At 70.3% G+C, this 25193-nt stretch carries 23 protein-coding genes and 1 other RNA gene; 18 read left to right on the forward strand and 6 right to left on the reverse strand.

The window, feature by feature from the left end; all coding sequences use genetic code 11:
- Nucleotides 1–26: 26 nt before the first annotated feature.
- The 5 genes from JOY88_RS08525 (at nt 27) to JOY88_RS08545 (ending at nt 6152) form a co-directional block, all read left to right on the forward strand.
- Nucleotides 27–1829: a serine/threonine protein kinase gene (locus JOY88_RS08525; protein ID WP_293501835.1), complete on the forward strand. Its 1803-nt coding sequence runs from the start codon at nt 27–29 to the stop codon at nt 1827–1829.
- 10 nt (nt 1830–1839) lie between these two features.
- Nucleotides 1840–4215, forward strand: a complete 2376-nt coding sequence (locus JOY88_RS08530; protein WP_293501836.1) for a serine/threonine protein kinase — start codon at nt 1840–1842, stop codon at nt 4213–4215.
- A 170-nt stretch (nt 4216–4385) separates the two neighbouring features.
- Nucleotides 4386–4754 (forward strand): DUF4398 domain-containing protein, encoded by a 369-nt coding sequence (locus JOY88_RS08535; protein WP_293501837.1) that lies wholly within the window; start codon nt 4386–4388, stop codon nt 4752–4754.
- Nucleotides 4755–4776: 22 nt separating this feature from the next.
- Entirely contained in the window at nt 4777–5676 is a 900-nt protein-coding gene (locus JOY88_RS08540) for an OmpA family protein (protein WP_293501838.1), read from the forward strand.
- A gap of 38 nt (nt 5677–5714) precedes the next feature.
- A complete protein-coding gene (locus tag JOY88_RS08545) occupies nt 5715–6152 on the forward strand; it encodes a hypothetical protein (protein ID WP_293501839.1) in 438 nt (145 codons plus the stop codon).
- Nucleotides 6153–6172: 20 nt separating this feature from the next.
- On the opposite strand, the gene ffs is transcribed toward JOY88_RS08545, so the two are convergent.
- From ffs to JOY88_RS08560, 3 genes are all read right to left on the reverse strand, one after another.
- Nucleotides 6173–6270, reverse strand: an RNA gene (gene ffs, locus JOY88_RS08550) — signal recognition particle sRNA small type.
- 10 nt (nt 6271–6280) lie between these two features.
- Entirely contained in the window at nt 6281–6667 is a 387-nt protein-coding gene (locus JOY88_RS08555; protein ID WP_293501840.1) for a SirB2 family protein, read from the reverse strand.
- Nucleotides 6668–6841: 174 nt separating this feature from the next.
- On the reverse strand, nt 6842–7954 hold the full coding sequence (locus tag JOY88_RS08560) for an AIR synthase related protein (RefSeq protein ID WP_293501841.1): 1113 nt from the start codon (nt 7952–7954) through the stop codon (nt 6842–6844).
- Between the two features lie 64 nt (nt 7955–8018).
- Here JOY88_RS08560 and JOY88_RS08565 point away from each other — a divergent pair, with 64 nt between their 5' ends.
- From JOY88_RS08565 to JOY88_RS08585, 5 genes are read left to right on the forward strand one after another with little or no spacing between them, the layout of a single operon-like run.
- Nucleotides 8019–9188 (forward strand): hypothetical protein, encoded by a 1170-nt coding sequence (locus JOY88_RS08565; protein WP_293501842.1) that lies wholly within the window; start codon nt 8019–8021, stop codon nt 9186–9188.
- 41 nt (nt 9189–9229) lie between these two features.
- Nucleotides 9230–11143: a DNA polymerase III subunit gamma/tau gene (dnaX, locus tag JOY88_RS08570; protein WP_293501843.1), complete on the forward strand. Its 1914-nt coding sequence runs from the start codon at nt 9230–9232 to the stop codon at nt 11141–11143.
- Nucleotides 11144–11153: 10 nt separating this feature from the next.
- Complete coding sequence (locus tag JOY88_RS08575; protein ID WP_293501844.1) at nt 11154–11480, forward strand: YbaB/EbfC family nucleoid-associated protein; 327 nt, start codon at nt 11154–11156, stop codon at nt 11478–11480.
- 7 nt (nt 11481–11487) lie between these two features.
- The gene (recR, locus tag JOY88_RS08580; RefSeq protein ID WP_293501845.1) at nt 11488–12069 is read left to right on the forward strand and encodes a recombination mediator RecR; all 582 of its coding nucleotides are present in this window, start codon (nt 11488–11490) and stop codon (nt 12067–12069) included.
- Between the two features lie 11 nt (nt 12070–12080).
- Nucleotides 12081–12473, forward strand: a complete 393-nt coding sequence (locus JOY88_RS08585) for an MAPEG family protein (protein WP_293501846.1) — start codon at nt 12081–12083, stop codon at nt 12471–12473.
- A gap of 10 nt (nt 12474–12483) precedes the next feature.
- On the opposite strand, the gene JOY88_RS08590 is transcribed toward JOY88_RS08585, so the two are convergent.
- Both JOY88_RS08590 and gloB read right to left on the reverse strand, forming a co-directional pair.
- Complete coding sequence (locus tag JOY88_RS08590) at nt 12484–14049, reverse strand: transglycosylase SLT domain-containing protein (RefSeq protein WP_293501847.1); 1566 nt, start codon at nt 14047–14049, stop codon at nt 12484–12486.
- Nucleotides 14028–14813: a hydroxyacylglutathione hydrolase gene (gene gloB, locus JOY88_RS08595; protein ID WP_293501848.1), complete on the reverse strand. Its 786-nt coding sequence runs from the start codon at nt 14811–14813 to the stop codon at nt 14028–14030. The genes JOY88_RS08590 and gloB overlap by 22 nt, the downstream gene beginning before the upstream one ends.
- A 53-nt stretch (nt 14814–14866) precedes the next feature.
- Here gloB and JOY88_RS08600 point away from each other — a divergent pair, with 53 nt between their 5' ends.
- From JOY88_RS08600 to JOY88_RS08625, 6 genes are all read left to right on the forward strand, one after another.
- Nucleotides 14867–15571, forward strand: a complete 705-nt coding sequence (locus JOY88_RS08600) for a methyltransferase domain-containing protein (RefSeq protein ID WP_524539201.1) — start codon at nt 14867–14869, stop codon at nt 15569–15571.
- Nucleotides 15568–16053 carry a ribonuclease HI gene (gene rnhA, locus JOY88_RS08605; RefSeq protein ID WP_293501850.1) on the forward strand — a complete coding sequence of 162 codons (486 nt, stop codon included), beginning with the start codon at nt 15568–15570 and terminating at the stop codon, nt 16051–16053. Before JOY88_RS08600 ends, rnhA begins: the two co-directional genes overlap by 4 nt.
- A gap of 20 nt (nt 16054–16073) precedes the next feature.
- A complete protein-coding gene (locus tag JOY88_RS08610) occupies nt 16074–18080 on the forward strand; it encodes an amidohydrolase family protein (protein WP_293501851.1) in 2007 nt (668 codons plus the stop codon).
- Nucleotides 18077–19639, forward strand: a complete 1563-nt coding sequence (locus JOY88_RS08615; RefSeq protein WP_293501852.1) for an ABC transporter substrate-binding protein — start codon at nt 18077–18079, stop codon at nt 19637–19639. The genes JOY88_RS08610 and JOY88_RS08615 overlap by 4 nt, the downstream gene beginning before the upstream one ends.
- 14 nt (nt 19640–19653) lie before the next feature.
- Nucleotides 19654–20220 carry a dCTP deaminase gene (gene dcd / locus JOY88_RS08620; protein WP_293501853.1) on the forward strand — a complete coding sequence of 189 codons (567 nt, stop codon included), beginning with the start codon at nt 19654–19656 and terminating at the stop codon, nt 20218–20220.
- A gap of 99 nt (nt 20221–20319) precedes the next feature.
- Nucleotides 20320–22497, forward strand: coding sequence for a S46 family peptidase (locus JOY88_RS08625; RefSeq protein ID WP_293501854.1), 2178 nt, complete (start codon nt 20320–20322; stop codon nt 22495–22497).
- A 60-nt stretch (nt 22498–22557) separates the two neighbouring features.
- Here JOY88_RS08625 and JOY88_RS08630 read toward each other — a convergent pair whose 3' ends face one another.
- The gene (locus JOY88_RS08630) at nt 22558–23130 is read right to left on the reverse strand and encodes a YceI family protein (protein WP_293501855.1); all 573 of its coding nucleotides are present in this window, start codon (nt 23128–23130) and stop codon (nt 22558–22560) included.
- Nucleotides 23131–23236: 106 nt separating this feature from the next.
- Here JOY88_RS08630 and JOY88_RS08635 point away from each other — a divergent pair, with 106 nt between their 5' ends.
- Together JOY88_RS08635 and JOY88_RS08640 are read left to right on the forward strand one after the other, a co-directional pair.
- Complete coding sequence (locus JOY88_RS08635) at nt 23237–24550, forward strand: hypothetical protein (protein WP_293501856.1); 1314 nt, start codon at nt 23237–23239, stop codon at nt 24548–24550.
- Nucleotides 24551–24563: 13 nt separating this feature from the next.
- Complete coding sequence (locus tag JOY88_RS08640; protein ID WP_293501857.1) at nt 24564–25109, forward strand: Lcl domain-containing protein; 546 nt, start codon at nt 24564–24566, stop codon at nt 25107–25109.
- Nucleotides 25110–25193 lie beyond the last annotated feature (84 nt).

The raw sequence follows: 25193 nt of genomic DNA on the forward strand, positions 1-25193 counted from the left end.
AATGCGGGAATTACAACTGTTACAGCGTGTCCCAGTTCGCCGTGCCTGAAACCAGCCCCGTCACCCCACCGCTGAGAAGCTTCGGCCGCTTCGAGCTGCGCGCGCTGCAGTCCAAGAGCGCGCGCAGCCTGATCTGGCGCGTCTTCGACCCGCGCCAGGGCCAGGAGCTGTTGCTGTGCATGCCGCGCGAGAAGCCCAACAGCGTGGCGGCGCTGGAGCATTGGCTGCGCATGGCCCAGGCCGGCGAGCGCGTGCAGCACCCCAATCTCGCGCCCGTCTTCGAGATCGGCCAGGTCGAGAGCTGGCCCTATGTGGCCTACGACCGTACGCTGGGCGAGACGCTGGACGAGCGCCTGGCGCGCCAGGCCGCGCCGCTGCCGGTCGACGCCGCAGGCTGGGTGGCCCAGCTGCTCGAAGGCCTGGCCTTCGCGCACGAGGCCGGCCATGCCCATCGCGACATCCAGGCCGCCAACGTCCTCATCGACGCCAGCGACAAGGTCTGCCTCATCGGCATCGAGGTGGCGCAGGAGGTCTTCCCCCCCGGCGTCGACTACGGCACCGTCACGCGCCGCGCGGTGCGCGATTCTGCCGAGGAGGACGTGCTCTGCGTCGGCCTGCTGCTGCATCGCCTCCTCACCGGCCGGCCGGTGCTGGAGGAGCATGACCTGCAGCAGGTCGTGCAGCAGATGCAGCCTTCCCCCACGCGCCCGGGCCGCGAGATCGTGCGCCTGGGCTGGGAGACGCCGCACCCCATTCCCGATCCGCTGCGCGCCATCTGCAACCGCGCGACGGACCGCCAGCTGCGCCAGCGCTACCACCTGGCACGCAGTTTCTGGCGCGCGCTGGACGGCTGGCGGCAGGCGGCCGCGTACGACGACGGCGGCCCCATCGTGCTGTTGCTGGACAAGCTGCAGCGTATCGGGCACCTGCCGACGACGGTCGGCGGCCTGCACCGCTTCGCAGCCGGCGCCAGCCTGGAGGCCCAGCATGCGAGCGCGCTGTCCGAGTTCGTGCTGAAGGACATGGCGCTCAGCCTGGAGCTGGTGCGCCGTGTCAACCTGGCACTCAAGCAGGCGGGCCACCCGGGCGAGACCGTGCTGAACATGCAGCGCGCCATCCAGATGCTGGGCCTGGACGGACTGCAGTACGCCATCAACGCGCTCAAGCCCTGGCCCGGCCCGCTGCTGCCGCCCGCCGCCGAGCTGCTGCGCCAGCTGACGACCCGGGTCGGCAAGGCCGCGCTGGCTGCCCAGGCGCTGCGCCCGGCCGGCTATGACGCCGAGGTCGTCCACCTCATCGCCGTCATGCAGAACCTCGGCCGCCTGATGGTGCAGTACCACTTCCCGGACGATGCCCAGCAGATCCGCCAGCTGATGGTGCCGCCCGAGCCTACCGAGGACCAGCCCAACCCGCCCGGCATGAGCGAGCAGGCGGCGGCCTACGCCGTGCTGGGCTGCGACCTGGACGCGCTCGGTGCCGCCGTGGCCCGGCATTGGGGACTGGGCGACGAGCTGCTGCAGATGATCCGCCGGCAGCCGCTGGGGGCAGCCGTGCACCCGAGCCGCAGCGATGCCGACGTCATCCGCCTGACCTGCAGCCTCGCCAACGAGTTGGTCGACGCTCAGGACCTGCCCGACGCGCGCCGCCGCCCGGCGCTGGAGGCGGCGACGCGACGCTATGCCAAGGCGCTGGGCATAGGCCTGCGAGAGGTCACCGAGGCGCTCAACCCGGGCGCACCCAAGCCGCCCTCGGTGGCGGCATCCCAGCCGTCCGAAGGCGCCGCGCCGGCGGGTTCGCCGCGCGAGCAGCTGTCGGCCCGCGGGGCCTGAAGCTGGCACCATGGCCGACGAACTGCCCCCCCAACTCGGCCGCTTCCGGCTGCTGAAGCGCCTTGGGGAAGGCGCGCAGGCGACGGTCTGGCTGGCGCATGACCCACTGCTGGACCGCGAGGTCGCCGTCAAGCTGCTCAAGCCCGCGGCCGAGCCCGGCAGCGTCGACGAATGGCTGCACGAGGCCCGTGCCGTCAGCCGGCTGACCCATCCCAACATCGTCCCCGTCTTCGAGGCTGACAGCCAGGCCGGGCATTCCTATCTCGTCTTCGAGTACGTGTCTGGCGGCACGCTGAGCCAGCGCCTGCGCGCCGGCCCGCGGCCAACGGCTGCCGAAGCCGTCACGTTGATGCTGGGCATCCTGGACGGCCTCACCGCCGCCCATGCCGCCGGCCTGGTGCACCGCGACCTCAAGCCCAGCAACATCCTGCTCGATGCCAGCGGCCGGCCGCGCGTGATGGACTTCGGCATCGCGGCGCGGGTGTCCACCGACGCCAGCGCGCCCTCGCGCATCGTCGGCACGCCCGGCTACATCTCTCCCGAGGCTGCGCGTGGCGCGCCGCCGCATCCGCTGATGGACGTGTTCGCGGCCGCCGTCATGCTGGCCGAGATGCTGAGCGGTCAGCGCCTCAACCAGGACCCCGATCCCTGGCGCGCCGTCCAGCGCGTGCAGACCACCCAGCTCATGCTGCCTGCGGGCCTGGACGCCGGCGTGGACGACGCACTGCGCGCCATCGTGCAGCGCGGCCTGGCGCGGGAGGCGTCGGCGCGCTGGCCCAGCGCCGCGCTGCTGCGTGACGCGCTCGCCACCTGGCTGCGCCCCGTCGCCGATCCCGATGCGCAGCAGGACGCGCCTGTGCTGGACTTCCTGCTGCGCCGCATGCGCCACAAGAGCGACTTCCCGGCTCTGTCCGATGCCATCGGCCGCATCCAGCGCCTGACGCAGTCCGAGCACGAGAGCGTGGCCAACCTGTCCAACGAGATCCTGAAGGACGTGGCGCTGACGCAGAAGTTGCTGCGCCTGGTCAACACGGCGCAGTACCGGCATGCGGGCAGCGGCGGCATAGGCACGGTGTCGCGCGCGGTCGCGCTGATCGGCTTTGCCGGCATCCGCAACCTGGCGCTGAGTCTGGTGCTGCTGGAGCGCATGGAGAACAAGGGCCATGCCAAGCGCCTGCGCGAGGACTACCTGCGCTCGCTGATGGCGGCGTCGCTGGCGCGCGAGCTCTGCAGCAACCCGCGCGAGGCCGAGGAGGCCTTCCTCGGCGCCATGTTCCACCACCTCGGCCGCTCGCTGACCGAGTTCTACTTTCCCGAGGAGGCCGAGGCCGTGCGCCGCCTCGTCGGGCCCACGGAGGACGGCCAGCCCGCCACCAGCGAAGAGGCCGCATCGGCCCAGGTGCTGGGCATGAGCTACGAGGCCCTGGGCCTGGGCGTGGCCCGCCAGTGGGGCCTGCCCGCCAGCCTGCAGCGCGCCATGCATCGCCCCGCAGGCGAGGCGCCGCAGCGCCTGCTGGAAGACGCCACCGAGCGCCAGCGCTGGCTGGCGCGCGCGAGCAACGACATGGCGGACCTCATCCTCGACACGCCGCCCGAGCAGGCCCATGCCAGGCTGCGTGCCCTGGCCCAGCGCCATGCGCGGGCCCTGGGCCTGAGTGCCGACGCATTCGAGCAGGCCGCCGACACCGCGCGCCAGCATCTCGCGCAGATGACCGAGGCACTGGACCTGCGCCTGCCACGCGACTCGCGCGCCCAGCGCCTGCTCGCGCCGCTGACGCCCTCGATGCATGACTCGCTGACCGAGCATGAGCTTGTTCCCACGCTGGTGATGGAGCGCACACAGGACGCCGCCGCCTCGCCCGCGGAGCAGGCCACCCAGCTGCTGGCAGCCGGCGTGCAGGACATCACCGACGCCATGGTCGACAACTTCCAGCTCAACGCCGTGCTGCGCATGATCCTGGAGACCATCTACCGCGCGCTGGGCTTTCGCCGCGTCATCTTCTGCCTGCGCGACGCGCGTGGCCAGGCGCTGACGGGGCGGCTGGGCGTCGGCGCCGACGTGGAGCGCCTCGCGCCGTTGCTACGGGTGGACCTGACGACCCAGCCGCCGGACCTCATCGCCGCCGTCTGCCTGAAGGGGGTGGACACGCTGATCCAGGATGCCCGCACATCCAACATCACCTCGCGGCTGCCTGGCTGGTTCCGCGGCGAGCTGCAGGCGCAGAGCTTCCTGCTGCTGCCCCTCTTCCTCAAGGGCTCGCCGCTGGGGCTGATCTACGCGGACCATCCTCGGGCCGGCGCCGTGCAGCTGGGCGACAAGGAGTTGTCGCTGCTGCGCACGCTGCGCAACCAGGCTGTCATGGCCTTCCGCCAGGCCACGGGCTGAGGCGGGCATGACACCCTGCGGGCTGTAGGGCATTTCCCACAGTCGGTGCCGCCGCACGCTGACGGGTGGGGCGCTGCCCGTCGCGAATACTGGACTTGCATCCTGCAAGAACCCAGACCCGACGGGCCGCCGATACGCGAACGCCGGGGCTGCAAACCACGGGAGTTCGTATGAATCCCCATTCGATGAACGGCCGGGCGGGGGTGATGGCGGTATTGGCCGCCGCCGCGCTGGCCGCATGCTCGACGACGGGCGATGCGCCCAAGGCACAGCTGGCCGTGGCCAACGCCGCGGTTGACCAGGCCACCGGCAACGCCGCCGAGGCGCCGGCCGAACTGTCCGGAGCTCGTGACAAGCTGGCCCGCGCCAACGCCGCGATGGCCCGCAAGGACTATGTGGCCGCCCGCCAACTGGCTGACGAGGCCGCCGCCGATGCGGCCCTGGCCCAGGCCAGCGCCCGCTCGGCCCGCTCCAGCCGCGCGCTGGCCGAGGTGCGCGAAAGCATCCAGCAGCTGCAGGCGCAGCTGAACCCCTCCTGACCCCCTCGAAAGGACTGCCATCATGCAATCCGCCCGCTTCGCTTCCGCCCTGACCGCCGCCGCGGCCGCGGCCTTGCTGGCCGGCTGCGCCGGCGCGCCCACCGTCACCCCAGCGCTGCAGCAGGCGCGCGCCAATGTCGGCGCCGCCGAGGCCGACCCGGCCGTGCTGAAGTACGCCTCGCTGGACGTCAAGAAGGCGGCCGACTCGCTGCGTCGCGCCGAGGAGCTCAGCGCCAGGCGCGAGTCCCTGGCCGACATCGACTCTGCCGCCTACGTCGCTTCCACCCAGGCCCGCACCGCGATGGCCATAGGCCGGGCGGCGACCGACGAAGAGGCCATCAAGGCCGCCGAGGCCGACCGCGAACGCGCCCGAGCCGATGCAAACGCCAGGCGTGCCAATGTCGCCCAGGCCCAGGCCGCCAATGCCAGCGCGGACGCCAATGCCGCGCGCCAACAGGCCGCCGCCGCCAACGCGGACGCCGCCCAGGCCCAGGCCCAGGCCGCTGCGCTGCAGCGGGAGCTGGCCGAGTTGCAGGCCCGGCAGACCGACCGCGGCATGCTTGTCACGCTGGGCGACGTGCTGTTCGAGTTCGGTCGTGCAGACATCAAGCCCGCGGCGCAGGGCGCCATCGGCAAGCTGGCCGGCTACCTGAACCAGCATCCCGATCGCCGCGTGCTGATCGAGGGCTTCACCGACAGCATCGGCAGCGACGCGGTCAACATGGCACTCTCGCAGCGCCGCTCCCAGGCCGTGGCCGATGCGTTGCGCGCCCGCGGTGTCGACCCGACCCGCATCGCGACGCGCGGCTACGGCGAGGCTTATCCGGTGGCCGGCAATTCGAGTTCGTCCGACCGCGCGATGAACCGTCGCGTCGAGGTCTATATCTCGAACGACGACCAGCCTGTGCGCGCGCGCGGCTGACGGCCGCATCCTGTCATCACTCATCAAAGGAGATCGAGATGACCCATCTGCATCACACCCCCCGAAGTCGCGGCGCCGCCATCTGGCTCGCCGCCGCGCTGATGGCCATGGGCGGACTGGCCCAGGCCGCCAGCCCCAAGGCCGGCCATGCCGACCAGTTGCGCATGCGCTACGAGCACGAGAAGGCGGACTGCATGAGCGGGCACACCGGCGAGCCGCGCAACGTCTGCCTGCGCGAAGCTGCCGCGGCCTATGCCCAGGCCCGTCATGGCCGGCTGGCCCCGCCGAGCGATGGCGGACCCGCGCAATGGGCCCGCAATGCGCTCCTGCGCTGCCAGTCCCAGCATGGCGAGGATCGCGAGCTTTGCGAACGGCGGGTGCGGGAGGGGCAAGTCAGCGGCAGCGTCGAAGGCGGTGGCCAGATGACGACACTGACCGTGCGCTCCACTGACATCCCGAAGTCACCGGGCGGCTGAGGCTTGAAGAGGAGGGGGAGGGTGACGAGCCTTACCCCCGGCACTGGTTGCAACGCTTAGGGCTGCTTGGTTCCCCACCTGACCCGGTTGGGCGCGCTTCCATGCGGGGAGGCCCGTCGAGCGAGATTCTAACCGGGTAGGAACTGTCGGTTGATTGACAAGTCCATCGCCAGGGCCAGCAGCGCGAGTGCGGTGAGGTAGCCCAGCAGGTGCAGGCGTGCCTGGCTCATCGCCCAGTGGCCGCAAACCATGTAGCCCAGCAGCGCGACGAGCTTGGCGCCCAGCCACCAGTTGCGCACCGGGTGGTAGCCGATGGCGCCCCACAGGCTCAGCCCCGTGACGACGAGGCAGGCGTTGACGCCGAACACCAGCACCAGCAGGCGCGCATCCTTGGATACAGCCTGCAGTTGCAGCGTGCCGAACTGGAACAGCAGGCCGCGGACGAAGAACAGGCCCACGCTGCACCAGGCCAGCAGCACATGCCACTGGACCATCTGCGTGTAGAACCAGGTCATGGGGTCCCTCGTCCAGGGAGTGCCTTGGCCGGCCGTGCAGGCCGTGCTTCGGCAGTGCTGCAGCTCTTCACCGGGCACGACCCACCCACTGGGTGCCTCATGTCCGCGCCACTGCGGGCCGGCTTGGGAGCGGCCCGGCGTTCGGCCCGCGGGGCTTCACGCCAGGTAGTCATCTCAGCGCAGCGCGAGGTCGTCTTCGCTGAAGCGGATGTCCAGCGGCTCGATCAGCAGCTGCTTCTCGCCGGCCTCGACCGTGCCGGCCACCCAGGCTCCGATGCCGCAGTCGCGCGCGACCTGCGCGGTGCGCTCGGCGTCCTCGGCCTTCACGAAGATCGCGAAGCCGGCGCCCATGTTCAGCGTGGAGTACGCCTCGCGGTCGTCCTGGCCGGCCTGCTGCTGGATGAACTCCAGCACGGCGGTCTTGGGCGGCACGGTGTGGATGCGGTAGGTCAGACTGCTGGGGTGGCGCAGCAGCTTGCGCCAGCCATGGCCCGTGATGTTGGCGCAGTAGTGCGGCGCGATGCCGGCCTTCCACAGCGCCTCGGTCACCGGTGAGTACAGCGCGGTGGGCGCCAGCAGCGCCTCGCCGTAGGTCAGGCCCGGCTCGATCTCGGTCAGGTAGCCCTGGGGCAGGCGCTCGGCGAGCTTGCGCGCCAGGCTCAGGCCATTGGCGTGGATGCCGCTGGAGGCCAGCAGGACGATGGCGTCGCCGGCGCCCAGCTTGTCGCCCACCGACAGGCGCTCCTTGGGGTTGATGAGGCCGGTGCAGGAGGCGGCCAGGTCGATGCGGCCGTCCTCCACGATACCGGCCAGCGCCGGCGTCTCGCCGCCGCCCCAGGCGACCTGGCAGGTGTCGCAGGCGGCCTTCCAGCCGGCCACCAGCGCCTGCGCGCGCTGCGCGTCGCCGAACCAGTCGCTGCCGCCGGCGGCCCAGTAAGCCTGCACGACCAGCGGCGTGGCGCCGACGGTGATCAGGTCGTTGACGGCCATCGCGATGGTGTCCTGCGCGATGCCGGCAAAGAAGCTCCTGCCCGTCAGCCTGGCCATCTCGTCGGCCACCAGGGTCTTGGTGCCCAGGCATTCGACGATGGACGCCAGGTAGAACGGCCCCACGTCCACGACATAGGCGGATTCGCCGCGCGACGCCTTGACCTCGCTGAAGCCGTGGCCGGCAAGGTGGGTCGCGGTGGCGGCGGCGGCGCGCTGGGCCGTGATCTTCAACGGGTCGATCAGGTCGTAGTTGACGCCGGCTTGGTCGTAGGTGAGGGGGGCAGCGGGGGAGGTCATCCCGCAATTATCGGTGGGCCTTTCACTCGATACCATCCGCCGCCTGTCCGAGGGGGAGAACGACATGCCCAGCCTGGTCATCGCCAACGGGGAACTCTGGCTGCATGCCGACGGCACTGCGCCGCAGCAGATCACGTCGCCGTTCGCGCGCGAGGTCATGGAGCGCGACGAGCGCAGCCGGCGCAGTTCGGCGTGGAAGCATGCGCCGCGCGAGCAGCAGACGGGTGTCATCCCCACGCATTCGCTGTGGGGCAGCCAGGCCGGCGGCATCACGGCGCCGCCGCGCTTCCTGCACGCCTGCTTCGGACCGGACACGCAGACCGTCTACTACGTGCAGCGCGTCGGCGAGGCCGTCGGGCTGTTTCGCCTGCATGTTCAGGAGCAGCGCGAGGTCCGCCTCTTCCACAAGTCCAAGATCGACATCCGCGGCTTGGCCTACCACGCGGCGCAGAGGCATCTGATCCTGGGCGTCGGCCACGAGGACGGCACGGCCCAGATCGAGGTCTACGACGAGGAGGGCACGCTCAAGGGCGCGGTCACCGGCGGCGACAGCATCGATGCGGCGCCCTCCGTCGTGCCGGGTGCGGGCTCCGCGCTGTTGTTCCAGAGCAGCGGCGTTGCCCGTCACGCGGAACGCGGCTTCGTCAGGGCCGTTGGCCATTCGACGCTGTGCCGGCTGGACTACCGCAGCGGCAGCCTGGAGGTGCTGGCCGACGACGCCCGCTACGACTTCCTGGCGCCGCGCATCGACGGAGCAGGTGCGATCCACGCCATCCGCCGCCCCATCGAGAAGCCTGCCGGCGAGCGCGCCGGCAGCGCGCTGACGGACACGCTGCTGTTCCCGGTGCGGCTGCTGAAGGCGGTGTTCGGCTTCCTGAACGTGTTCTCCATGATCTACGGCAAGGAGCCGCTGCGCTCCGCCGGTGGGCCGCGCACGCCCGAGCTGGACCAGGATGTGGGCAAGATCTGGCTGCAGGGCCGCCTCATCGACCTGCAGCGCGTGCGTGACGACCCTCAATACGCCGGCAAGCTGGTGCCGGCCTCCTGGGAGTTGGTGCGCCGCCGTAGCGGCGGCGACTGGGAGGTGCTGGCCCGCCATGTGCTGAGCTTCGACCTGGCACCCGATGGCGCGGTTGTCTACAGCAACGGCATCGAGGTGCTGATGCAGCGCGGCGACGCCGCACCGACCCGCCTGGCCCAGCACGAAATCATCGAGTCCGTCGCCGTCGGCTGAGCTTCCCGGCGTCACGCGCAGACCCTCCCTAAAATCCCCCCATGAGCTATCAGGTCCTGGCCCGCAAATATCGTCCGCAGAGTTTCGAGCAGCTCGTCGGCCAGGAGCATGTCGTGCAGGCGCTGGCCAATGCGCTGACGCAGGGGCGGCTGCACCATGCCTATCTGTTCACCGGCACGCGCGGAGTGGGCAAGACGACGGTCTCGCGCATCCTCGCCAAGAGCCTGAACTGCACCGGGCCGGACGGCGAGGGCGGCATCACGGCCCAGCCCTGCGGCGTCTGCGCAGCCTGCCGCGACATCGACGCCGGCCGCTTCGTCGACTACGTGGAGCTGGACGCGGCGTCCAACCGCGGCGTCGAGGAGATCTCGCAACTGCTGGATCAGGCGGTCTACAAGCCCGTCGTCGGCCGCTTCAAGGTCTACATGATCGACGAAGTGCACATGCTGTCCAATACCGCCTTCAACGCAATGCTGAAGACGCTGGAGGAGCCGCCCGAGTACCTGAAGTTCGTGCTCGCGACGACCGATCCGCAGAAGGTGCCGGTCACCGTGCTGTCGCGCTGCCTGCAGTTCAACCTGCGCCCCATGGCCGCGGCCGACGTGCAGAGCCACCTGGGCAGCGTGCTGGGCGCCGAGAGCGTGCCGGCCGAAGGCGGCGCCCTGCGGCTGCTGTCACGCGCGGCGCGCGGCTCCATGCGAGACGCGTTGTCGCTGACCGACCAGGCCATCGCCTTCGGCGCCGGCTCGCTGACCGAGGCCGGCGTGCGCCAGATGCTGGGCAGCGTGGACCGCGGCCATGTGACGGCCATCGTCGACGCGCTGGCGGCGGCCAGTGGCGAGGCCGTCGTTGCCCAGGCCGATGCGCTGCGCGGCGCGGGCCTGTCGGCCGCCGGTACGCTGGAGGATCTGGCCACGCTGTTCCAGCAGATGGCGCTGGCCCAGGCCGCGCCGACCGCGCTGGACGATGCCGACAACGAGACCGCAGAGATCCGCCGCCTGGCGGCCGCGCTGCCGGCCGACGAGATCCAGCTGATGTACAGCATGGCCCTGCACGGCCGCGCCGAGCTGCACCTGGCGCCCGACGAGTACGCGGGCCTGCTGATGGTGCTGCTGCGCATGCTGGCCTTTCGTCCCGCAGGCACCCAGCCCAAGCCGGTGAAGGCCGCGGCCCTGGTGCGCCCGCCTGCGGTGGCCAAGGCGGTCGTCGCGGTGCCGCTGCCCAAGGTGGCGCCGCCGCCGGTGACCGCCCCCGTTGCGGTGCACCAGGTGATGCCGTCGGTTGCCGCCCCCGTTGCGCCATCCCAGGTGATACCGCCGGGTGCGCCCCCCGTTGCGGCACCCCAGGTGGCGCCGCCGGTGGCCGTCGCGTCCGCCGAGTCGGCTGCGCCCAGGCTCAGCGATCGCCTGCGCCCCAAGCCCGTCGAGTCCCAGGTCGAGGACGAGGCGATGGACTTCGACGGCTCGCCGCCCGACGATGCGCCGCCGCCGTGGATGGAGGCCGACGACGCGCCCGCCGTCGCTGCGGCCGCCGTGCGCGAAGCGGACGCTCCGCGCCGCGCCGAGTTGCGAGAGACGCAGGAGGGTGCGCAATGGGCCGAGCGCATCGCGGCGCTGAGTCTCGTCGGCATGACCGGCGAACTGGCCCGCCAGGCCCAGGCGCTGGGCTGCGCCAGCGTCGACGGCCGCGAGGTCTGGACGCTGCGCGTGGAGCGCGAGTCGCTGCGCGCGCCGGCGCTGGTCGGCAAGCTCGAGGCCGCGCTGAATGCGAAGCTGGTCATCCAGGTCGGCGTGGCCGAGGATTCCATCGCGCTGCGCACGGTGGCCCGTGCCGAGGCCCAGCAGCGCGCGGCCGAGGACCTTGCCGCCCAGCATGCGATGACGCGCACGCTGCTTTCCCAATTCCCTTCGGCGCGCATCCTGCCCGGTTCGGTGCAGCCGCTGATCAACTCTTAAGGAAAACACCATGATGAAAGGCCAACTCGCCGGCTTGATGAAGCAAGCCCAAGCGATGCAGGACAACCTGAAGAAGGCGCAGGAAGAACTCGCCAACGTCGAGGTCGAGGGCCAGAGCGGCGCCGGCCTCGTCAAGATCGTCATGACCTGCAAGAACGAGGTCCGCCGTGTCACCATCGACCCCAGCCTGCTGGCGGACGACAAGGACATGCTGGAAGACCTCGTCGCCGCGGCCTTCAATGACGCGGTGCGCCGCGCCGAGGCCACCAGCGCCGAGAAGATGGGCAAGCTGACGGCCGGCATGCCGCTGCCTCCCGGCATGAAGTTCCCGTTCTGATTCCGACTTGACTGCGCTCGAGACCCTCATCGAGGCGCTCAAGCGCCTGCCTGGCGTGGGCCAGAAGTCGGCCCAGCGCATGGCCTATCACCTGCTGCAGCATGACCGGCCGGCCATGCCGCGCCTGGCCGATGCGCTGACGGCGGCCGGAGAGCGCATCAAGCATTGCGAGCGCTGCCACACCTTCAGCGAGACGCCAATCTGCAGCGTCTGCGCGGACACCGAGCGCGACGCGCAGCTCCTGTGCGTCGTCGAGACGCCGGCCGACCAGGCCGCGCTGGAGCGCACCGGCTCCTACCGCGGCTACTACTTCGTGCTGCTCGGCCGGCTGTCGCCGCTGGACGGCGTCGGCACGCGCCAGATCGGTGCGGCCGAGCTGCTCGCGCGGGCGGGCGAGGCGGGCGTCGAGGAGGTCATCCTCGCGACCAGCTTCACCGCCGAGGGCGAGGCCACCGCCCATGTGCTTGCCGAGGCGCTGCGCGCGCGCGGTATCAAGGCAACAAGGTTGGCGCGCGGCGTGCCTGTGGGCAGCGAACTCGAATACGTGGACCTGGGCACCATTGCCCACGCACTCAGCGACCGCCGATGACGGAGAACACGATGACGATTGCCCAGATCTGCCTGCTGGTTGCCTGCCTGGTGCCCATGGGCTGTGCCAGCCTGGCCAAGTCCAGGGGCTTCGGCAAGCGCAGGCGCGACGGCGGCTTCGACAACCACCGGCCGCGCGAGTGGCTGGCCCGGCTGGACGGCTGGCAGGCGCGTGCCAACGCCGCCCAGGCCAACAGCTGGGAGGCGCTGCCCATCTTCGTGGCGGGTCTCTTCGTCGCCCACCAGCACCAGGTCGCCCAGGCCAGCGTGGATGCGCTGGCCGTTGGCTTCATCGCGGCGCGCCTGGCCTACGTCGGCCTGTACCTGGCCGACAAGCCCACGCTGCGTTCGCTGCTGTGGAGCGTCGGCCTGCTGGCCTGCGTCGCACTGTTCGTCGTGCGCTGACGCGACCCGTTCAGGGCGTGGCTGCGGCCACGACGGTGCGGCCCTTGCCGCCCTTGCCACTCGTGGGCCTGGGCGCCTGCTTGGTGGCCACTCGTGTCGGCTTGCCGGCGACCGTCGGCTTGACGGTCGTGTAGACGACGATGGCCTGGCCCGGCTTGAAGCGGGCCTTGCTGCCCACCTTGTTCCACTGCGCCACCTGCTCGGCCCCGACCTTGTAGCGTGCCGCCACGCTGGCGACGGTGTCGGCCTTGCCGGCCTTCAGCGTCAGCCTGCGCGCGGGCGGCGCGTCAGGGGCGAGGTTGAGGCTGGCGGTGTCGGCCAGGCGCTCGGACACATCGTCGTGCACATGCTCGCCGCGCGGCACCAGCAGCGTGGAGCCGGCCCTGACCAGCATCTTGGGCGGGATGCGGTTGATCTCGCGCAGCAGGCCCTCGGGCATGCCGTGGCGCTTGGCGGCGTCGGCGGGACTCATGGTCTTGGGCACGACCCAGGCCGTCCAGCTCGCGAGCGGGCCGCTGTGGCGGGCCAGGTTCGCGGCGAAGGCGCTCGCCTGGTCATAGGGCAGCAGCACCTGCGGCGTGGCGGCGGCCAGGATGACCGGCTTGTTCATCTGCGGGTTGAACTGCTGGAAGGTCTCCAGCGAGATGCCGGCGAGCTGGGCGGCCAGCGCCACGTCGATGTCGCGGTCCACCTTTACGCTTAGGAAGAAGGGGTGGTTGGCCATCGCCGGCAGCGTGAGCGCGTAGCGCTCGGGCGCGAAGACGATATTCTTCACGGCCTGCAGCTTGGGTACGTAGTAGCGCGTCTCGTCGGGCATCTTCAGGCTGGCGTAGTCCGTCGGCAGGCCGGCCTTCAGGTTGCGGGCCACGGCCTTCTGCACGTTGCCTTGGCCCCAGTTGTAGGCGGCCAGCGCGAGATGCCAGTCGCCGAACTGCTTGTAGAGCCGGCCGAGGTAGTCGAGCGCGGCGCGCGTGGACGCGAGCACGTCGCGACGGTCGTCGCGGAAGATGTTCTGCTTCAGGTCGAAGTCGCGGCCCGTGGCGGGCATGAACTGCCACATGCCGGTGGCCTTGGCCGACGACACGGCGTGGGTGACGAAGGCGCTCTCGACGAAGGGCAGCAGCGCCAGCTCGGTGGGCATGCCGCGCTTCTCGACCTCCTCGACGATGTGGAAGAGGTAGCGGCTGCCGCGCGTGGTCATGCGCTCGACGTAGTCGGGCCGCGCGCTGTACCAGGCCTCGGCCTTGCGCACCCACTCATCGTCCAGGTCCTCCAGCTGGAAACCCTGGCGCACCCGGGCCCAGAGGTCGGCATTGACGTCCGGGCCGTCGAGGTCGACCTTCTCGCCGGGGCGCAGGTTGTCCTCCAGCAGCTCGGCCGCTATGGAGCGCGTCGGCGCGGGCGCGGCCTGCGGCATGGGCGCCGGGCTGGGTTCGGCGGCCGCCGGGGGCGGGGGGGGAGGAAGGGCCGGAGCGGTGAGCTCGGCAGGCGGGTTGGTGGCGCAGCCGGCCAGCAGCGTGGCCAGGGCGAGGGGTGTCAGTCGGTGGATCAGCTTCATCGGAATCCGTTCTTCCATTCGCGCAGTGTCGCGAACACGTCGACCGTGCTGGGTACGGCCGGGAGCTTGAGGGGGGCGTGGCGGCGGGCGGCTTCAAGCAGCGCCGGCTCGGCACAACGAAGGAATGGGTTGATGCGGACCTCGGTGCCGAGGCGGGCCGGCAGCGTCGGCCGGCCGGCGGCGCGCAAGGCCTCGCAGCGGGCGGTATAGCCGGCCAGCGCCGCATTGCCGGGGTCCACCTCGCGCGCGAAGCGCAGGTTGGACAAGGTGTACTCATGGGCGCAGCAGACGCGAGTCTCGGGCGGCAGCGCGGCCAGCGACTGCAGCGATGCGTGCATCTGCGCCGGCGTGCCTTCGAAGAGGCGGCCGCAGCCGGCGCTGAACAGGGTGTCGCCGCAGAACAGCAATGGACCGTCCAGGCCCGCATCGGCGGCGAAATAGGCGATGTGTCCGGCCGTGTGGCCGGGCACGTCCATGACGGAGAACCGCAGGCCCAGCAGCGCCACCGTGTCGCCGCCCTGCAGGCGCCGCACCGGCTCGGGCAGGCTCTCATGGACGGGGCCATAGATGGGGCCCTGCAGGCGCGGGCGCAGTGCGTCGACGCCGCCGACGTGATCGGCGTGGTGATGGGTCAATAGAATGCCGGCGAGCGTCAGGCCCCGGGCATCCAGGGCCGCCAGCACCGGCGCGGCATCACCGGGATCGACGACCAGGGCCTCGCGGCCGTTGTCGAGCAGCCAGAGGTAGTTGTCGTCGAAGGCGGGGACAGGCGTGAGCGTCAAACTGAGCGTCAATGTGGCGCCAACCCATGACAGATAAAGCGCCAAGTATAGATTTGGCAGCCTGGCTGCAGACCCCGCCCGGCCGCCATCTGCTGGCCTGGGAGCAGACCCAGGTCGACGCGGCCGTGGCCGACCTGTTCGGGTTCCACGCCCTGCAGCTGGGCCTGCCCGAGCTGGCCGGCCTGCAGGCCAACCGCATGCCGCACCGCTGGCTGGCCGGCCGCGACCTGCTGTGCGACTTCGACGCCTTGCCCTTCGAGAGCGCCAGCCTGGACCTCGTGCTGCTGCCGCATGCGCTGGAGCTGGCACGCGACGCCCATGCGCTGCTGCGCGAGGTGGAGCGCGTGCTGCGGCCCGAGGGGCGACTCATCGTCTTCGGCCTCAACCCTGCCAGCCTGTGGAGCCTGCGCCAGAACCTCGGCCGCCTGGGCAGCCGCGGCGAGCCCTATCTGCCGCGCGACGGTGACCCCATCGGCTACTGGCGGCTGCGCGACTGGCTCAAGCTGCTGGGCTTCGACGTCGAGGCGGCGCGCTTCGGCATCTACCGCCCGCCGCTGCGCTCGGAGGCCTGGCTGCAGCGCTGGCGCTGGGTCGACGGCGTCGGCTCGCGCTGGTGGCCGGTGCTGGGCGCGGTCTATTTCATCCAGGCGGTCAAGCGCGTGCAGGGCATGCGCATGATCGGTCTGGCCAAGAACTCGCGCGCGGCGGCCAAGAAGGCGCCTGCCGTCGCGCTGAACAACCATCACAACGAGAAATGACCGATACCACCAAGCCTGCCGTCGCGATCAAGCGGCCGCAGGTCATCATCTACACCGACGGCGCCTGCAAGGGCAACCCCGGCCCTGGAGGCTGGGGCGCCTGGCTCAGCAGCGGCGGCCACGACAAGGAGCTCTTCGGCGGCGAGTCGGGCACGACCAACAACCGCATGGAGCTGACCGCCCCCATCGAGGCGCTGGCCTCGCTCAAGCGCAGCTGCGACGTCATCGTCTACCTGGACAGCGAGTACGTGCGCAAGGGCATCACCGAATGGATCACCAACTGGCAGCGCCGTGGCTGGAAAACGGCCGACGGCAAGCCGGTGAAGAACGCCGACCTCTGGCAGCGGCTGGATGCGCTGCGCAAGCTGCACCATGTCGACTGGCGCTGGGTCAAGGGTCATGCCGGCGACCCCGGCAACGAGCGCGCCGACATGCTGGCCAACAAGGGCGTGGCCTCGATCGGTAAAGTCCGCGCCACCTAAGACCCTCAGGGAACCCGCCGATGAAGCTCCTGCTCCCGCTGATCGCGCTGCTGCTGGCCGGTGCTGCACAGGCCCAGACCTACACGGTGATGTGTGCCAAGGTGGCCTGCGGGCAGCTCAGGGTCGCGGAGTCGGCCGGTCGGCTGGAGGTGGACTACAGCTACCGCAACAACGGCCGCGGCCCCGACCAGCGGGAAGTGCTGGAGTTCGCGCCCGACGGGGCCTGGACGGCTTACCGCACCGAGGGCGTGTCCACCTACGGCGCACGCATCGACGAGAGCTTCGAGCTGAAGGACGGCCGCGCCAGCTGGCGTTCGCCGGTGGACCGCGGCGAGCGACCGGACGCGGGGCGGGACCTCGTCTATCTGCCGGTGCAGGCCAGCCCGGCCTGGGCCGCGCGCATCGCGCGTACGCTGCTGCAGCGCCCTGGTCAGCGTGCCGCCGCGCTGCCGGTGGGCCAACTTGGCATCGAGCGCGTGCAAACGCTCAGGCCCGCCGGTGCGGACTTCGACGTGGGCCTTTATGCCGTCGATGGCCTGGACCTCGAGCCGGGTTATCTTTGGCTGCGTGAGGATGGCCACGGGCTGTTCGCCAAGGTCGACCCCGGCTGGGGTGGCACGCTGCTGCAGGGCTTCGAGGCCGAGATGGACCGGCTGTCGCAAGCGCAGAAGGCAGCGCAGCTGGCGCGGCTGGAGCGCCTGGCCAAGACCCTGCCCCAGCCCCTGCCGGGCCTGACGGTCATCGAGGGCGTGCGCTGGTTCGATTCGCAGGCGGCCGTGCTGCGCGGGCCGTCGGACGTCTTCCTGTTCGAGGGCCGCATCGCGGCCATCGCCAAGCCCGGCAGCTTCGGTAATGTCGGGCCGGCCCAGCGCATCAGCGGTCGCGGCCGCACGCTGCTTCCCGGCTTCGTCGACATGCATGCCCACCTCGACGCCAGCGCCTTGCTGCTCAACCTGGCCTCGGGCGTGACGGCGGTGCGCGACGTCGGCAACAGCAATGCCGACCTCGCCGAGCTGCGCGGCCGCATCGCGCGCGGCGAGGTGCTGGGCCCGCTAATCGCGGCCAACGGCTTCATCGAGGGCAAGAGCCCGTTCTCGTCGCAGGCTGACTTCGTGCCCGACAACCTGCACGACGCGATGGCCGCCATCGACTGGTACGCCGCCCATGGCTACCGCCAGCTCAAGCTCTACAACTCCATCCGGCCCGAATGGGTGAAGCCCATGGTGGCGCACGCGCGCTCCCTGGGCCTGCGCACCGGCGGCCATGTGCCGGCCTTCATGACGGCGCGCGAAGCCGTCGAGGCCGGCTACGACGAGCTGCACCACATCAACCAGGTCACGCTGAACTTCCTCGTCGGCAAGGGCGACGACACGCGCACGCTGCTGCGCTTCAACCTGGTGGGCGACAAGGCGGCCGACCTCAGGCTCAACGACCGTCGCACCCGGGACTTCATCGCGCTGCTCAAGCAGAAGGGCACCGTCGTCGACGCGACGATGACCGCCTTCGAGGGCACCTACACCCAGCGCCAGGGCCAGCCCAGTCCCAGCTATGCGATGGTGGCAGCCAACCTGCCGGCCGTGGTCCAGCGCGGCTACCTGTCTGCCGAGGTGGACATGGACGACGCCAAGGCCAGGCGCTGGGGCGCGAGCTGGAAGGTCATGATGGAGCTGCTGCGCCGCATGCACGCGGCTGGCATCCCGCTGGTGGCCGGCACCGATGCGACGCCGGGCTTCGCCTTCCAGCGCGAGCTGGAGCTCTATGTGCAGGCGGGCATCCCGGCCGCGCAGGTGCTGAAGATCGCCACCTGGAACGGCGCCAAGCACAGCGACCGGCTGGGCGAGATCGGCAGCATCGCGGTGGCCAAGCGCGCCGACCTGGTGCTGGTGGACGGCGACCCGGTGGCCGACATCCGCGCCATCCGCCGCATCGCGCTGGTCATCCAGGGCGACAAGGCCATGGCGCCTTCCGCGCTCTACCAGGCCATGGGCATCCTGCCCTTCGTGCCTTCGGCGGAGATCACCAAGTGAGGCAGCTGGCCACACTGCTGCTGGCCCTGCCGCTGATCGCGCAGGCCGATACCACCACGCTGCGCTATTGCGCGGCCGGCAGCCCCAAGACCTTCGACCCGGCGATGACCGACAGCTATGTCGATCATGTGGCCCACACGCCCGTCTTCGGCACGCTGATCGAACCCAAGCGCGGCACCGATCAGCTCATCCCCGGCCTGGCGGCAAGCTGGAGCATCAGTCCCGACGGCCTGGCCTACAACTTCGAGCTGCGCCGTGGGGTCGCCTGGCACACCGTCGAGGGCTTCAAGCCCACGCGCGAGTTCAACGCCGACGACGTGCTCTTCACCTTCGGCCGCCTGCTCAATCGTGACAGCGAATTCGCCAAGGCCTTCCCGAGCGTGTCGCCCTATGTGCTGTCCTTCGGCTGGGAGAAGCTCATCCGCAAGGTCGAGAAGCTCGGCGACCATCAGGTGCGCATCACGCTGGCCGAGCGCGACGCCTCCTTCCTGTCGGCGTTGAGCTTCACGTTCACGCTGATGCAGTCGGCCGAGTTGGGCGCGCAACTGCTCAAGGCCGGCACGCCCCAGCGCATTGCACAGATGCCGGTCGGCACGGGACCCTTCCAGCTGAAGAGCTTCCGAGCCGACAGCGTCATCCGCTATGTGAAGCATCCGACCTGGTGGCGCAGGGGCGAGCGCCCGGTCGTCGACCAGCTCGTCTATGCCGTCACCACCGACGCCAGCGTGCGCGCCCAGCGCCTCAAGCGCAACGAGTGCGACATCGCCGCCCCCGTCGGTCCTGCTGAGCTTGACGAGCTGAAGAAGGACCCGGCCATCAAGCTCGCCACTGCGCCGGGCATGAACATCGGCATCCTGGCCTACAACACCCGGCGACCGGCGCTCGCCAAGGTCGAGGTGCGCCAGGCCCTGGACATGGCCATCGACAAGGCCGCCATCGTTCGCACCGTCTACGGCGACGCGGGCACGCTGGCCACCAGCAACATCGCGGCAGCCAACTGGGCTCACGATGCGACGCTCAAGCCTGCGCCCCACGACCCGGCCAAGGCCAGGGCCATGCTGGAGAAGGCTGGCGTGCTGCCGCTGAACATCACGCTGTGGGCCATGCCGGTAGTGCGCAACTACAACCCCAACGGCCAACGCATGGCGCAGATGATCCAGGCGGACTGGGCCAAGGTCGGCGTGACGGCGCGCATCGTCACCTACGAGTGGGGCGAGTACCTGCGGCGCATCGATGCCGGCGAGCACGACGCGGCCCTGAGCGGCTGGAACAGCGACCCTGAACCCGCCAACACCTTCGGCCAACTCGCCTGCGGCGCCAACAGCGGCACCTTTTGGTGCAACCCGGCCTACGACAAGCTGCTGGCCGAAGCCCGCCAGACCTTGAAGCAGGAAGAGCGCAAGGCCATTTACGCCAAGGCCCAGCGCATCGCCATGCAGGAGCTGCCCTGGACCCCGATAGCCAGCGGGCGCATTGCCGTGCCGGAGCGCGCTGCCGTCAAGGGCTTCATCCTGGATCTGGACGGCGGTACGTATTTCGATGGCGTCCTGCCACGCTAACAAGGAACGACGAGATGAGCATCAAGAGCGACAAGTGGATACGCCGCATGGCGGAGCAGCACGGCATGATCGAGCCCTTTGAGCCCGGCCAGATCCGTGAGCGCGACGGTCGCAGGATCGTCAGCTACGGCACCAGCAGCTACGGCTACGACATCCGCTGCGCGCCCGAGTTCAAGGTCTTCACCAACATCCACTCCACGGTGGTGGACCCAAAGAATTTCGACGAGAACAGCTTCGTCGACGTCAACAAGGACGTCTGCATCATCCCGCCCAACAGCTTCGCGCTGGCGCGCACGGTGGAGTACTTCCGCATCCCGCGCAACGTGCTGACGGTGTGCCTGGGCAAGAGCACCTATGCCCGCTGCGGCATCATCGTCAACGTGACGCCCTTTGAGCCCGAGTGGGAAGGTTATGTGACGCTGGAGTTCAGCAACACCACGCCGCTGCCGGCCAAGATATACGCTGGCGAGGGCTGCGCCCAGGTGCTGTTCTTCGAGAGCGACGAGGTCTGCGAGACCAGCTACAAGGACCGCGGCGGCAAGTACCAGGGACAGGTGGGGGTGACGCTGCCCAAGGCCTGAGCGGGCCTCGGGGCTTTCTCGGCCCCTGGCTTCTCGCACGCCTAGGGATGCCGGTGTGCGGGTTACGCTTGCGGTTTCGCCTTTTCGCCGAACCGCCTCATGAATCGTCCTTCCCTCTCGCTGCTGGCCGCCGCTGCGCTGGCCGTGACCGCCGCCCATGCCGACGAAGGCATGTGGATGCCCAAGCAACTGCCACAGATCGCCAAGCCCCTGAAGGCGGGTGGCCTGGCCATGGACCCGGCCAAGCTCAAGGAACTGACCGACTTCCCGATGGGGGCCGTCGTGTCGCTGGGCGGTTGCACGGCCAGCTTCGTGTCGCCGCAGGGCCTGGTCGTCACCAACCATCACTGCGCCTACGGCAGCATCCAGTACAACTCCAAGCCTGACCGCGACCTGCTGAAGAACGGCTTCTATGCGACGACGCTGGCCGACGAGCTGCCCGCGGCGCCGGGCAGTCGCATCTACGTCACCGTCGACATGAAGGACGTCAGCGCCGACATCCTGAACGACAAGACCCGCGCGCTGACCGGCAAGGCCCGCACCGACGCCATAGAGGCCACCGAGAAGCAGCTCGTGGCCGCCTGCGAGGCCGACCAGGGCCACCGCTGCAACGTCTACGCCTTCTTCGGCGGCCTGCAGTACCAACTCATCAAGCAGCTTGAGATCCGCGACGTGCGCCTGGTGCATGCGCCCGCCACCGGCGTGGGCCTGTTCGGCGGCGACGCCGACAACTGGGTCTGGCCGCGCCACACCGGCGACTACAGCTTCTACCGCGCCTACGTCGGCCCGGACGGCAAACCGGCCGATTTCAGCAAGGACAACAAGCCCTACGTCCCCAAGCACCACCTGAAGATGGCGAGCAGTCCGCTGAACGACAGCGACTTCGTCATGGTGGCCGGCTACCCGGGCCGCACCAACCGCCATCGCCTGCCCACCGAGGTGGACTTCGCTTTCGGCTTCGACCAGCCCTCCAAGATCAAGGCCTACGGAGAGTCCATCGACCTGATCAAGGCCGAGACGGCCGGTCGCCGGGAAGGCGAGATCAAGATGGCCGCCCGCATGCAGGGGCTGCAGAACACCTTCAAGAACTATTCCGGCCAGCAGCAGAGCTACGAGGGCAGCGACATCCTGGCCCGCAAGACGGCCGAGTTCGACAAGCTCAAGGCCTGGGTCAACGCCGACGCCAAGCGCAAGGAGCGCTATGGCGCCGACATCGCCGCGGCGGAGAGCCTGATCGCCGAGCGCCAGGCCACCGTGCGCGCCGAGTACCTGATGGGCTACATGTCGCCCGCGCTGCTGAACTCGGCCCGCCAGCTGTACGAGGTGGCGCATGAGCGCGCCAAGCCCGACGCCGAGCGCAAGAGCGGCTTCCAGGAGCGTGACCTGCCGCGCCTGCGCGCGGGCCAGCAGTCGCTGGACCGCCGCTACGACGAGCAGACCGACAAGCGCCTGGTGGCCCATTTCCTGGCCCAGTATCTGGCCCAGCCGGTCAATACGCTGAATGCCGCCTGGCTGGATGCGCTGGGCCTGAAGGCCGGCCAGGACGAGGCCGCCATCCGCACCCGCCTGGACGCCGTCTATGCCGGCAGCAAGCTGTCCGACACGCCCACGCGCCTGGCCTGGCTGGGCAAGGAGGCGGCCGCGTTCAAGGCCAGCGACGACGCCTTCATCAAGCTGGCCGTGGCGCTGCATGCGGACGACGAGCGCCGCGAGGACCGCGACAGGGAACTGGCTGGCCGGCTGCAGAAGGCCTACGCCGGCGTTCAACAGGCCATGATCGACTACCACGCCAGCCGCGGCGAGGCCGTCTACCCCGATGCCAACAGCACGCTGCGCATCAGCTTCGGCAAGGTGCAGGGCCGCACGCCCGGCAGCGATGGCAGCAACTGGACGGCGTTCACGACGCTGCGCGGCATCGTCGCCAAGCACCGTGGCCCGGACGAGGCGGGTGGCGAGTTCAACGCGCCGGCTGAGCAGCTCGCCGCAATCAAGGCACGCAACTTCGGCAAGTACTACGTCAAGTCGCTGGACTCGGTGCCCGTGAACTTCCTGTCCACGCTGGACACGACGGGCGGCAACTCCGGCTCGCCGGTGCTGAACAAGAACGCCGAGCTGGTGGGCCTGCTGTTCGACGGCACGCTGGACGCCGTCATCTCGGACTGGGACTTCAACTCCAAGATGGTCCGCAGCATCTGCCTGGATGCGCGCTACATGCTGTGGCAGATGAGCACGGTCGACAAGACGACGCGCCTGCTGGAAGAAATGGGCGTCAAGTAAGGCGCTGCGCCCCGTGCAAAACCGGTTTCGCGGGGCCGGTTTTCACGTGCAGCGCCGGCCTCACTCCTTGGCGATGGCTTCCACCTGGATGCGCAGGCCCACGTCCATCTTGAAGCCGTAGTCCTTGCCCGCAGTGAGGCCGAAGTCCTCGCGGTTGAACGTGCCCGATGCGTCGGCGCCGCACCAGTCCCGCTTGAGCAGGGGATGCGGCATGCACTTGAGCTGATGGATGGCCAGCGTCATCGGCTTGCTGCGGCCGTTCAGTGTCAGCTCGCCCACCAGCCGGTTCGGAACGCCGCCGCTCACGCCGTCGAAGCGGCCCGTGAAGCGGGCACTGGCCGGGTTCTGGCCCAGGTTGAAGAAATCCTTGCCCCGGGCCCAGGCATTCATTGCGTCCAGGCCGAAGTCGATGCTGGCCAGGTCCATGGTCACCTCCACGCTGCCAGTGCCGTCGGCCTTGTCGTAGACGATGCGGCCGGCGCTCTTGTTGAGCTTGCCGCGCCAGTACGACAGGCCCATGTGGTCGGCCTCGAAGCTGGGGTAGGTGTGCGTCGGGTCGATCTCGTAGCCGACGGGCGCGCCCTGGGCGAAAGCGGTGGCGAGCAGGGCGGGGATCAGCGACAGATGCTTCATTGGGGCTCCTTGGAATCGGGTTTGAAGAGGAGGGGGGCGGTTGCCTGACACTACGACGAAGCGCGCGCCGCGAATTCGACAGGCGCCCGGAACCTTGCATGCAGACATGATCGCCCGTTGCCTCCTCACCCTGCTCGCGCTGACCCTGGCAGCCTGTGCGCCGCTGACCCCGCAGAAACCCGCCGAGAAACGCTACGCCGCCGCCGAACTGCTGGCGCTGCGGCCAGCGGACTTCAGCTGGCCGGCCGCGTCGACCGATGGCGAGCGCGCGCTGCGCGAGGCCGCGCTGGCCGACATCCGTGCCCGCATCGCACTGCCGCCCGGAGCCGAGCGCGATGCGGCCCTGCCGCGCCTGTTCGAGGCGGTGGCCCAGTACAACCTGGAGATCGACACCGCGCGGCCGCTGCTGCTCGAGGCGCTGCCGACGCTGGGCGGCCGCGACCCCGAGACCCAGCGCGCACTGCTGACCGCCGCGCACATGCTCTATCCGGTGGAGGCGGCGCCGCTGATCTGGCCGCTGCTGCCGCAGCTGACAGCCAGCAAGCCCTTTGCCATCGCAGCTTACACGCTCCTGCAGGCCGATGCGGGCGCCGCGCCGCGGCTGCGCCTGCTGCTGCCCCAGCAGTTCCCGGGTTGGGCCGACGATGCGCGGTTGAGCGCGCTGATGCAGCGCCTGAACCCCGGCGTGGACGCGCCGCCGCCGCTGCCCGAGCTGCTGGCCGCTCCATTGAGGCCAGGCTTTCCCGCCCTCATCAGCCTGCAGCGGCCGGGCCGCCGGCAGATGGGCCTGGTGCTGGTGCGCGACGCAGATGGCCGCTTCGTACGTGACGCTGCCGGCCAGCTCTTCGCCTCGCCCCAGCTCGCGCTCGCGCGTACCGGCCTGCCGGGTACCCTCACCAACGGCAATACGCCGCAAGGCCTGTTCACCATCGTCGGCGCCGGCACGGCCACCAACCCCAATATCGGCCCTACGCCCTATCTGCACAGCAAGCTGCCCATCGAGGCGACGCCTGCCGAGTTCGAGCATGGCGATGCGGCCGGCGACTGGAGCGAGGCCGCCTACGAGAGCTTCCTGCCGCCCAGCTGGCGCGGCGCTGCAAGCATCAAGGAAGCCTGGCTGGCTGGCCGCGCCGGCCGCGACGAGCTGCTGGTCCACGGCACGACCCTCAACCCGGCCTACTACGCCGGCGCCAGCTACTTCCCTGGCACGCCGCAGCAGGGCTGCATGATTTCCGGCGAGGACTGGGACCCGGCCAGCGGGCGCCTCGTGGCCAGCCGCCAGCTCACGCTGGCCCAGACCTATGCCGCGGCCGGCCGGCGCGACGACCTGGCAGGCTATCTGATCGTCGTCGAGCTGCCCGGTGAGGGCGCGGTGACGGTGGCCGAGGCGCTTGCGCTGGTCACGGCGGCCGGGCGTTGAGGCAGCGGGCGCCATGAGCATCCGTTTCGTCGCCGTTCTCCTTGCGGCCCTGGCCCTCCAGGCCCGGGCTGCCGACGCGGCCCTCGTGCCCAGTGCCGACGGCCAGGAACTGCTGGACGCAGCCAACGGCCGCGCCTGGTCGCGCTGCGTCGAGGGCATGCGCTGGGACGGCCGCAGCTGCCAGGGCAAGCCGGCGCTGTTCACGCATGCCGAGGCGCTGGCGATGGCCCGCGCGCGCAGCGAGGCCGAGGGGCGCGCCTGGCGCGTGCCGCGCGTGCCCGAGCTCAGGCATTTCGGTGACCGCCTGGCGCATGCGCCGGCCGCGCTGGCCCCGGCCGGGCCCGCGGGCTGGCATTGGACGAGCTCCGCCCGCATCGACAGCGAGGCCGCCAATCCCTATGCCTACCGCAACGTGCAGCGCGGCGCGACCGGGACGCCCATAGACCAGCTGAGGGTGCAGGTGGGCTGGGCGGTGGACCCGCGCAACGGCGAGGCGCGCGGCGACATGCCGCGGCGCGAGCGGCTGCCGCTGCGCCTGGTGCGCGGCCTGGCGCCCTAGCGGCGTCCGTCCGCAACGGCCCAGGCCGCGTTTTCGCCGGATTGGCCCGCGTCGCCCACGGCCCGTCGCAAGGCCGTTGGCGCG

The sequence above is a fragment of the Roseateles sp. genome (genome assembly GCF_019237615.1).
GTDB lineage: Bacteria > Pseudomonadota > Gammaproteobacteria > Burkholderiales > Burkholderiaceae_C > Pelomonas.

Excerpts from the sequence above, each read along its gene's own strand:
- JOY88_RS08640 (WP_293501857.1), top strand. The coding sequence starts at position 24,564 with ATGAGCATCCGTTTCGTCGCCGTTCTCCTTGCGGCCCTGGCCCTCCAG.
- JOY88_RS08585 (WP_293501846.1), top strand. The coding sequence starts at position 12,081 with ATGACGATTGCCCAGATCTGCCTGCTGGTTGCCTGCCTGGTGCCCATG.
- JOY88_RS08590 (WP_293501847.1), bottom strand. The coding sequence starts at position 14,049 with ATGGAAGAACGGATTCCGATGAAGCTGATCCACCGACTGACACCCCTC.
- JOY88_RS08565 (WP_293501842.1), top strand. The coding sequence starts at position 8,019 with ATGCCCAGCCTGGTCATCGCCAACGGGGAACTCTGGCTGCATGCCGAC.
- rnhA (WP_293501850.1), top strand. The coding sequence starts at position 15,568 with ATGACCGATACCACCAAGCCTGCCGTCGCGATCAAGCGGCCGCAGGTC.
- dcd (WP_293501853.1), top strand. The coding sequence starts at position 19,654 with ATGAGCATCAAGAGCGACAAGTGGATACGCCGCATGGCGGAGCAGCAC.
- JOY88_RS08610 (WP_293501851.1), top strand. The coding sequence starts at position 16,074 with ATGAAGCTCCTGCTCCCGCTGATCGCGCTGCTGCTGGCCGGTGCTGCA.
- JOY88_RS08625 (WP_293501854.1), top strand. The coding sequence starts at position 20,320 with ATGAATCGTCCTTCCCTCTCGCTGCTGGCCGCCGCTGCGCTGGCCGTG.
- JOY88_RS08575 (WP_293501844.1), top strand. The coding sequence starts at position 11,154 with ATGATGAAAGGCCAACTCGCCGGCTTGATGAAGCAAGCCCAAGCGATG.
- dnaX (WP_293501843.1), top strand. The coding sequence starts at position 9,230 with ATGAGCTATCAGGTCCTGGCCCGCAAATATCGTCCGCAGAGTTTCGAG.
- JOY88_RS08530 (WP_293501836.1), top strand. The coding sequence starts at position 1,840 with ATGGCCGACGAACTGCCCCCCCAACTCGGCCGCTTCCGGCTGCTGAAG.
- JOY88_RS08555 (WP_293501840.1), bottom strand. The coding sequence starts at position 6,667 with ATGACCTGGTTCTACACGCAGATGGTCCAGTGGCATGTGCTGCTGGCC.
- JOY88_RS08540 (WP_293501838.1), top strand. The coding sequence starts at position 4,777 with ATGCAATCCGCCCGCTTCGCTTCCGCCCTGACCGCCGCCGCGGCCGCG.
- JOY88_RS08545 (WP_293501839.1), top strand. The coding sequence starts at position 5,715 with ATGACCCATCTGCATCACACCCCCCGAAGTCGCGGCGCCGCCATCTGG.
- JOY88_RS08560 (WP_293501841.1), bottom strand. The coding sequence starts at position 7,954 with ATGACCTCCCCCGCTGCCCCCCTCACCTACGACCAAGCCGGCGTCAAC.
- JOY88_RS08635 (WP_293501856.1), top strand. The coding sequence starts at position 23,237 with ATGATCGCCCGTTGCCTCCTCACCCTGCTCGCGCTGACCCTGGCAGCC.
- JOY88_RS08535 (WP_293501837.1), top strand. The coding sequence starts at position 4,386 with ATGAATCCCCATTCGATGAACGGCCGGGCGGGGGTGATGGCGGTATTG.
- JOY88_RS08630 (WP_293501855.1), bottom strand. The coding sequence starts at position 23,130 with ATGAAGCATCTGTCGCTGATCCCCGCCCTGCTCGCCACCGCTTTCGCC.